Source organism: Bradyrhizobium sp. (assembly GCF_035484855.1).
Lineage (GTDB): Bacteria > Pseudomonadota > Alphaproteobacteria > Rhizobiales > Xanthobacteraceae > Bradyrhizobium.
Window position 1 is genome coordinate 1 of record NZ_DATHOP010000062.1, and the last position, 7735, is coordinate 7735.

At 65.2% G+C, this 7735-nt stretch carries 8 protein-coding genes; 5 read left to right on the forward strand and 3 right to left on the reverse strand.

Annotated features, from left to right (window positions below):
• The coding region (locus tag VK804_RS07490) for a site-specific DNA-methyltransferase (protein WP_325369455.1) at positions 1-430 on the reverse strand (430 nt) is incomplete at its 3' end.
• Between the two features lie 224 nt (positions 431-654).
• Here VK804_RS07490 and ypfJ point away from each other — a divergent pair.
• Both ypfJ and moaB read left to right on the forward strand, forming a co-directional pair.
• A complete protein-coding gene (gene ypfJ, locus VK804_RS07495) occupies positions 655-1584 on the forward strand; it encodes a neutral zinc metallopeptidase (protein WP_325369458.1) in 930 nt (309 codons plus the stop codon).
• Positions 1585-1741: 157 nt separating this feature from the next.
• Positions 1742-2305 carry a molybdenum cofactor biosynthesis protein B gene (moaB, locus tag VK804_RS07500; RefSeq protein ID WP_325369460.1) on the forward strand — a complete coding sequence of 188 codons (564 nt, stop codon included), beginning with the start codon at positions 1742-1744 and terminating at the stop codon, positions 2303-2305.
• 90 nt (positions 2306-2395) lie between these two features.
• On the opposite strand, the gene VK804_RS07505 is transcribed toward moaB, so the two are convergent.
• Together VK804_RS07505 and VK804_RS07510 are read right to left on the reverse strand one after the other, a co-directional pair.
• Positions 2396-3325 (reverse strand): helix-turn-helix domain-containing GNAT family N-acetyltransferase, encoded by a 930-nt coding sequence (locus VK804_RS07505; RefSeq protein ID WP_325369463.1) that lies wholly within the window; start codon positions 3323-3325, stop codon positions 2396-2398.
• 70 nt (positions 3326-3395) lie between these two features.
• Positions 3396-3965: a glycosyltransferase gene (locus tag VK804_RS07510; protein WP_325369465.1), complete on the reverse strand. Its 570-nt coding sequence runs from the start codon at positions 3963-3965 to the stop codon at positions 3396-3398.
• A 191-nt stretch (positions 3966-4156) separates the two neighbouring features.
• Between VK804_RS07510 and VK804_RS07515 the strand changes: the two genes are divergently transcribed.
• From VK804_RS07515 to VK804_RS07525, 3 genes are all read left to right on the forward strand, one after another.
• Positions 4157-5320, forward strand: coding sequence for a PA0069 family radical SAM protein (locus VK804_RS07515; protein ID WP_325369467.1), 1164 nt, complete (start codon positions 4157-4159; stop codon positions 5318-5320).
• Between the two features lie 99 nt (positions 5321-5419).
• The gene (locus tag VK804_RS07520) at positions 5420-6163 is read left to right on the forward strand and encodes a ribonuclease HII (protein ID WP_325369469.1); all 744 of its coding nucleotides are present in this window, start codon (positions 5420-5422) and stop codon (positions 6161-6163) included.
• Between the two features lie 125 nt (positions 6164-6288).
• Positions 6289-7735: glycosyltransferase family 39 protein (locus VK804_RS07525; RefSeq protein ID WP_325369471.1), on the forward strand; the 1447-nt coding region annotated here is incomplete at its 3' end.

Here is a 7735-nt window from a genome sequence, read left to right on the forward strand (position 1 = left end):
CGCGAAAATTCGGCATCGGATTGGTCTTGCGCCAGACGATGTCGTTGAGGACCCAGAAGCCGAGGTCCTGCATGATGGCGCCGACGCGGAAAATATTGTGGTAGGAGCCGATCACCCACAGGGTCGCCGACGGTTTCATGACACGGCGGCAGGCGAGCAGCCAGGCGCGGGTGAAATCGTCATAGGCGGCAAAGGACGAAAACTTGTCCCAGTCATTATTGACGGCATCGACGTGGGATTCGTCGGGACGCTTGAGGTCACCCTTGAGCTGCAGATTGTACGGCGGATCTGCAAACACCAGATCGACCGAACCGGACGGCAGCTTCGACATCTCGGCGACGCAATCGCCTACGACGATACGGGTATTCGGATCGGACTCAAATTTAGTGCGGGGCGCCCTTGCAGACGCCCCGCGACGCGACACAACCATGACTCAATTACTCTGACTCAGGCGACGCTGTCGGCGACGCGGGACTAAACAACCGACTGCCGATACATTGACGAGGCAAAGTAAAAATCGACTTAACCGGGTAATTCTTTCACGCTAGGCAATTTTTGCCGGGCGGGTTATTGATTAACGGAACGGAAATTTTACGTGAGTGCCGCGTTCGGTACCCACGGCGCGCGTCGCCGGCAGATCGAGTGAGGAACAGCATGCAATACGATGATTTCCGCCGTAGTGCCGACATCGAAGACCGTCGCGGCGATGACAGCAGCGGCGGTGGCGGCGGCCTCGGCCTGCCGATGGGCGGCGGCGGGCTCGGCATCGGCACCATCATCGTGCTTGGCCTGATCTCGTATGCGTTCGGCATCGATCCGCGCATCCTGATCGGCGGCGCGCAGATTCTCAACGGCAGCGGCCAGGCGCCGAGCTATCAGAGCGATCGCAGCTCGACCTCGGCCAGCAACGGCGTGCCGAAGGACCAGATGGGCGACATGATCTCGGGCATCCTCGGCGAGATCGACGATCGCTGGAGCGAAATCTTCCAGGCCGCGGGACAGACCTATACCGGTCCGAAGATCGTGCTGTTCCGCAACGTCACCAATGGCGGCCGCTGCGGCATGGCGCAGTCGGCGATGGGGCCATTCTACTGCCCGCCGGAGCGGAAGATCTTTCTCGATACCGGATTCTTCCGCGAGGTCGAGACCCGCTTTCACGGTTGTTCGGGCGGCGCCTGCAAGTTCACCTCGGCCTATATCATCGCCCATGAAGCCGGACATCACGTCCAGAACCTGCTCGGCATCCTGCCGCGGGTGACGGCGCAGCAGCAGGCGGCCGGCAGCAAGGCGGCGGCCAATGCGATGCAGGTCAAGATCGAGTTGCAGGCCGATTGCCTGTCCGGCGTCTGGGTCAACCGCGAGGCCAAGAAGCGGCCGGGCTTCATCGAGCCCGGCGACATCGACGGCGCGTTGCAGACCGCGTCCGCGATCGGCGACGACACGCTGCAGCGGCAGGCGACGGGGCGGGTGGTGCCGGATTCCTTCACCCACGGCTCGGCCGAACAGCGCAAGCGCTGGTTCATGAACGGCTACCAGCAGGGCACGGTGAAGGCCTGCGATACGTTCGGCGCGAGCTCGCTGTGATGGCGGCGTGCCCCGGATGCTGCGCAGCGCGCCGCTTCTTGCGGCGTGATGCGCTGCTGATCCGGGGCCCATGCGACGTCACCGCAAGTGGGTCCCGGCTCTGCGGAGCAGCGTGAAGGACGCTGCGCCGCGTCCGGGACACGAGGTATAGAACGCCATGTCTTCCATCGATGAGCTGCGAAAATTCGTCCCCCTCAACATCGCGGTGCTGACGATTTCCGACACCCGCGCGCTGACCGACGACAAATCGGGCACCACGCTTGCGGACCGGCTCACTGCCGCCGGCCACAGATTGGTCGCGCGCGAGATCGTCACCGACGACATCGAGGCGATCCGCGCCGTGATCAGGCGATGGATTGCGGATTCGGGCATTGACGCGATCATCACCACCGGCGGCACCGGTTTCACGGGCCGCGACGTGACGCCGGAGGCGGTCGAACCGTTGTTCGAGAAACGGATGGACGGCTTTTCGATCGCCTTCCACATGCTGAGCCACGCCAAGATCGGCACCTCGACGATCCAGAGCAGAGCTACCGCAGGGGTCGCCGGCGCGACCTTCATCTTCTGCCTGCCGGGATCGCCCGGCGCCTGCCGCGACGCCTGGGACGGCATTCTGGCGGCGCAGCTCGACTACCGCACGCGGCCCTGCAATTTCGTCGAGATCATGCCGCGGCTCGACGAACATCTGCGGCGCCCGAAGGCAAAGGGCGCGACGGCGTAGCTCTTCGCTGTCATTCCGGAGCGCCTCGAAGAGGCGAACCCGGAAACTCGAGATTCCGGGTTCGCGCTACCGCGCGCCCCGGAATGACAATTAGAGCTCGCGTTCCCAGGTCTCGCCGATCAGGTTCTGCCCAAAACTGCGGTGCGGCTCGCTCGCCACCAGCGCAAATCCGGCCTCCTGATAGATTTTTCGCGCGGTGGTTAGGATGCTCTGGGTCCACAGCGTGATCTTGCGATAGCCGCGGGCCCGCGCGAACGCGACGCATTCGCCGACCAGCCGCTTGCCGAGGCCCTGTCCGCGCCCGGCCGGGTCGACCAGCAGTAGCCGCAGCTTTGCGACATCGTCGCTGTGCCTCACCAGGAACACCGAGCCGACCGGAGCGCCGTCGAGTTCGGCGATCCAGCAGCGTTCCCGCGCGGCGTCGAATCCGGTCAGGAATTTTGCAACGATCTCCGCGACCAGCGCCTCGAAACCGGAATCGAAGCCGTATTCGCCGGCATAGAGCGCGCCATGGCTCTGCACCACCCATCCCATGTCGCCCGGGCCCGGCTCGCGCAGGATTGCGGGTGACGCCGAACTGCCGGAGGTATCGAGCAGCCGTTCGATCTCCGCCATCGCGCCGACCAGGCGCCGGCGTTCCCCGTCAGGCAATGCCGCCAGCATGCCGGCGACGTCGTCGTGCGTGCTGCGGTCGAGTTTGGCAAACGCCTGCCGCCCCTTTGCGGTCAGGCCGAGCCGGTATTGCCGCCGGTCCGCGGCTAAGGGTTTGCGGGTGATCAGCCCGTCTTCGTCAAACTTCTGCACGATCCGGCTGAGATAGCCGGGATCGAGGCCGAGCTCGATTCCGATTTCCTTGGCGGCCGCATCCTCGCGGTGCGCGAGTTCGTAGAGCACCCGCGCCTCGCTCAGCGAGAACGGACTCTTCAGGAGCTGCTGGTCGAGCACGCCGAGTTTTCTCGTGTAGAAGCGGTTGAACGCCCGCACCTTGGCGATCTGGCCGCCGGAATCTTGCTGGAGCATGGCACACCTCGATAGTTGCCATTGTCAAACAATTATTTGACTTTGGCAAGTATCGTGGCTTCAGGTATATTCAGGCTACCACGATCCGGCTGCGCAGCATGATGCGCGAGGTGCGGCCGAGCTGGCGCAGCAGCCTCGCCTCGGAACGGCGGGCGTCCGGCGCGTAGCCGCCGAGCCGCTCGTAGTGGTCGCGGGCGATCAGCAATCCCTGGTCCGCCGAGGGGCCAGCGATCATGCGCGCCACGAATTTCAGGCCGTCGAGCAGGCCGGTCTCGGCATAGGGCGAGCGCGCGTAGCGGAAGATTCCGGCGCGAGGTTTCCCGCTGCTCGAGACGCGTTCGATGAATTGCGCGGTTTCCTCGATCCAGCCCGAATCCAGCACCGCGCCGGCATGCAAAAACATCAGCCAGGGCGAGCGGGCCTGGCGGGCGCCGGCGGCAAGCGCCGCCGCGCGTGTTCCCTGGAAGGGCAGAAAGCGGCAGCCCGCGACGTCGGCCACCCGCTCGATCACGCCGGTAGCGGCGCGGTCGACCAGCAGCACTTCCTTCACCACGCCGGCGGCGGCGCCGGGCACCAGTGCCGCAAGGGTGGCGACGGCAGGTTGTTCGACGCCTTCGGTGGGAACGATGACACTCAGCATGGGCGAGGCTTCGCGAGTTCGGACGACAAAAAGCGCCGCACTGTTAGCACCTTGTCACCATCAAAACAGCCTGCCGGCTGCAGCTTTTTGCGGCATCCCCGCACCGTCAGGCGCGGAGGGCCGAATTCCCTGACTTGTGGATTGAGACTCTATGTTCTTGATTTGTTCTCAAGGCGTGTTATGTAGGGACCATGAGCCGAGCATCCTCTCATGCCCTCAAGCACCCGCCGGTCACGGCGCCCTCCGAACCGGCGGGTGCGACTACTTCTTTTCCGGAACTGGCGGTCGCAATCGAGCGCGAGCGGCGGCGTGGCCGCGGCGCGCAATCCAATGCCAGCGGCCGGTTCGAGGCCGAAGCCCGCGTCGCGTTCGACGACGGCTGGCAGAGCCTCGACGAACTGCCGCCGTTCAAGACCACGGTCGCGCTCGACACCGCGCGAAAGGTCATCACCCGCAACGACTCGCCCGACATCGGCTTCGACCGTTCGATCAATCCCTACCGGGGCTGCGAGCACGGCTGCGTCTATTGTTTTGCCAGGCCGACGCATGCTTTTCTCGGCCTGTCGCCGGGGCTCGACTTCGAATCGAAACTGTTCGCAAAGCCGGACGCGCCGCTGCTCCTGGAAAAGGAACTGGCGGCGCCGGACTACGAACCGCGCATGATCGCGATCGGCACCAACACCGATCCCTACCAGCCGATCGAGCGCGAACGGAAGATCATGCGCGGCATTCTCGAGGTGCTGGATCGCGCCTCGCACCCGGTCGGCATCGTGACCAAATCGGCGCTGGTGACCCGCGACATCGACATTCTGTCGCGGATGGCCCGGCGCAACCTCGCCAAGGTTGCGATTTCGGTGACGACGCTCGATGCCAAACTGGCCCGCACCATGGAGCCGCGCGCCTCGACGCCGAGCAAGCGGCTGGAAGCGCTGCGGCAACTCTCCGAGGCCGGCATTCCGACCACGGTGATGGTCGCGCCGGTGATCCCCGCGCTGAACGATTCGGAGATCGAGCGCATCCTCGACGCAGCCGCGCATGCCGGGGTCAAGGAAGCAAGCTATGTGCTGCTGCGGCTGCCGCTGGAAGTGCGCGACCTGTTTCGCGAATGGCTGATGGCCAATTTTCCCGACCGCTATCGCCACGTCTTCACGCTGATCCGCGACATGCGCGGCGGCCGCGACTACGATTCGCAGTGGGGCACGCGAATGAAGGGCACGGGTCCGATGGCCTGGATGATCGGGCGACGATTCGAGATCGCCTGCGAAAAACTCGGGCTCAACAAGCGGCGGTCGAAACTGACGACCGATCATTTCGCAAGGCCGAAACGCAGCGGGCAGCAGCTCAGTTTGTTTTAGTCAACCTTCCCTTTCAAGGAAGGATGAGAAAAATGAATAGCGGGAATTCTCTCGAGTTCCTGGTTGCGCCGCGGGACGCACTTGCGCACGATCCCGGCCATGATTCGGGAAAAATCAAAGGGCGAACCTGCCAGTCCCGCCAAGGGCGTGATCGCCGTTGCGCCGCCGAGCTTTCGCCGCGAGCGCGCGCTGATCAAGCGCGGCGTCTGGCCGGTGGCCGGCTGCGACGAGGCCGGGCGCGGCCCGCTGGCGGGTCCGGTGGTGGCCGCCGCCGTGGTGCTCGACCCCAAACGGATCCCCAGGGGCATCGACGATTCCAAGCGGCTGACGCCGGAGCGGCGCGAGGAACTGTTCGAGGAAATTTGCGCGACCGCGTCGTTTGCGGTGGCGTTCGGGTCGCCCGCAAGGATCGACCGCGACAATATCCTGCGCGCTTCGCTGTGGGCGCTGAAGCGCGCGGTGCAGGCGCTGCCGGAAATACCGAAACATGTGTTCGTCGACGGCCGCGACCGGCTCGATACCGAATGCGACTGCGAAGCCGTGATCGGCGGCGACGGGCTGATTGTCTCGGTCGCGGCGGCATCAATCATTGCGAAAGTGACGCGCGATCGCCTGATGTGCGCGCTGGCGCAGGATTGCCCGGGCTATGGCTTCGAGTCGCACAAGGGCTACAGCGTGCCGGAGCATCTCGAGGCGCTCGACCGGTTGGGGCCCACCGTGCATCACCGCCGCCTGTTTGCGCCGGTCGTGGCGGCGCGCGAAAAGCAGCTGGCATTGGTGTTCGAACCCGGAATCGTCACCATGGAAACGCAGGTCGAAGTCGAGATTTCGCCCGGAATTTGATGTCTTGCTGGACGCAGGCTTCGCTCGAAAACGCCATGGTTGCCTCGACGGCCCCCGCGCTCTATCAAACGTTCGAGATGAAATAGCGCCGGCTTGCAGCGCCGGTTGGGAATTTCGGACGGTTCATGCGTTTCACTTCCCTGATTATCGAACTGATCCGCGCCCGGCCGCGGTTGGTGGTCTGGCTTGTGGTGCTGTTTCAGGCGGCGCTGTGGCTGGCCGTGCCGCTGGTGCTGTATCGAAGCCCTCCCGGCGACCTTGCAACCGTGCTCGCCTATGGTCGGGAATACCAGGTGGGGACCGATCTCGGCCCGCCGCTGGCGTTCTGGCTCGCCGATATCGCGTTTCGCGCCGCCGGCAATCACCTGTTGGGCGTCTATCTGCTGGCAGAGCTTTGCTCGATCGTGACGTTCTGGACGCTGTACCTGCTGGCGCGCGCCGTTGTCGGCGGACAACAAGCGGTGCTCGCGGTGCTCCTGACCATGACGGTCGCGGTATTCAGCTCACCCGGGCTGGAGTTCGGCCCGCTGGTGCTGGCGCGCCCGCTCTGGGCGCTGTTGCTGCTGCATTCCTGGCAGTTGATCGGCCAGAACAGGCGGAACGCCTGGTTCGCCTGGTCGATCGAAGCCGGACTTCTGCTGCTGACCACTTCCGCCGCGATCGGCCTGCTGTTGCTGCTGGTCGGATTTGCGCTCGCCACGCTGCGCGGGCGGCGCATGCTGATGTCGTTCGATCCGCTGTATGCGCTGCTGGTGATCGTCGTGCTGGTGCTGCCTTATCTGATCTGGCTGATCCGGGCCGATACGCTTTTCTTGCCGCCCTGGCCGGCGCTCGCGGATTTGAGCGCGAGGGCGCTGCACTGGGCCGCGCTGCTCGGCGGCTTGCTGGCGGCGATATCCGGCATCCTGGTGCTGGCGGCGCTCAATTCCGGCTGGCTCAATCGCAACCCGGAAGAGGCGCCGATCATCTATCGGCCGCCGGTCGATCCGCTGGCGCGCGATTTCGTTTATTTCTTCGCCGTCGCGCCGTCGCTGATGGGAAGCCTGATCTCCGGCGTTTTCAACCTCGATCGCGTCGCGGGCGGGTCGGGCGTCGCGTTGTTGATGTCGGGCCTGGCGGCGATCGTCGTCACCGGCGATCTGGTTCATCTGCGGCGTCAGCGCCTGCTGCGCTCGGTCTGGGCGGCAGCCATCGTCGCGCCCGCGCTCGTAGCGCTCGCGGCCACGCTGTTCCTGCCCTGGACGGGCGGCGGCGAGGTGGCGACGTCGCTGCCGGCGCGAGCGATTGCGCGGTTCTTCGGCGACAGCTTTGAGCGGCGCACCAATCAGCCGCTGCGGGCGGTGAGCGGCGATCCGCAGCTGGCAGCCCTGATTGCGCTTGACGCCGGCCGTCCGCATCTTCTTTTCGACGCGGCGCCGCAGCGCACGCCGTGGCTAAGCCTCGCGAAATTCAACCAGATCGGCGGCGTGGTGGTGTGGCGCGCAGCCGATACGGTCGGCACGCCGCCGCCCGATATCGCGCAGCGATTTCCGGGCCTGGTGCCGGAAGTGCCCCGCGCGTTCGAGTGGTTCG

What these genes read in the sequence shown, in the direction of transcription:
- ypfJ (WP_325369458.1), top strand. Translation starts at nt 655, where the DNA reads ATGCAATACGATGATTTCCGCCGTAGTGCCGACATCGAAGACCGTCGC.
- VK804_RS07510 (WP_325369465.1), bottom strand. Translation starts at nt 3,965, where the DNA reads ATGCTGAGTGTCATCGTTCCCACCGAAGGCGTCGAACAACCTGCCGTC.
- VK804_RS07520 (WP_325369469.1), top strand. Translation starts at nt 5,420, where the DNA reads ATGATTCGGGAAAAATCAAAGGGCGAACCTGCCAGTCCCGCCAAGGGC.
- VK804_RS07505 (WP_325369463.1), bottom strand. Translation starts at nt 3,325, where the DNA reads ATGCTCCAGCAAGATTCCGGCGGCCAGATCGCCAAGGTGCGGGCGTTC.
- VK804_RS07515 (WP_325369467.1), top strand. Translation starts at nt 4,157, where the DNA reads ATGAGCCGAGCATCCTCTCATGCCCTCAAGCACCCGCCGGTCACGGCG.
- moaB (WP_325369460.1), top strand. Translation starts at nt 1,742, where the DNA reads ATGTCTTCCATCGATGAGCTGCGAAAATTCGTCCCCCTCAACATCGCG.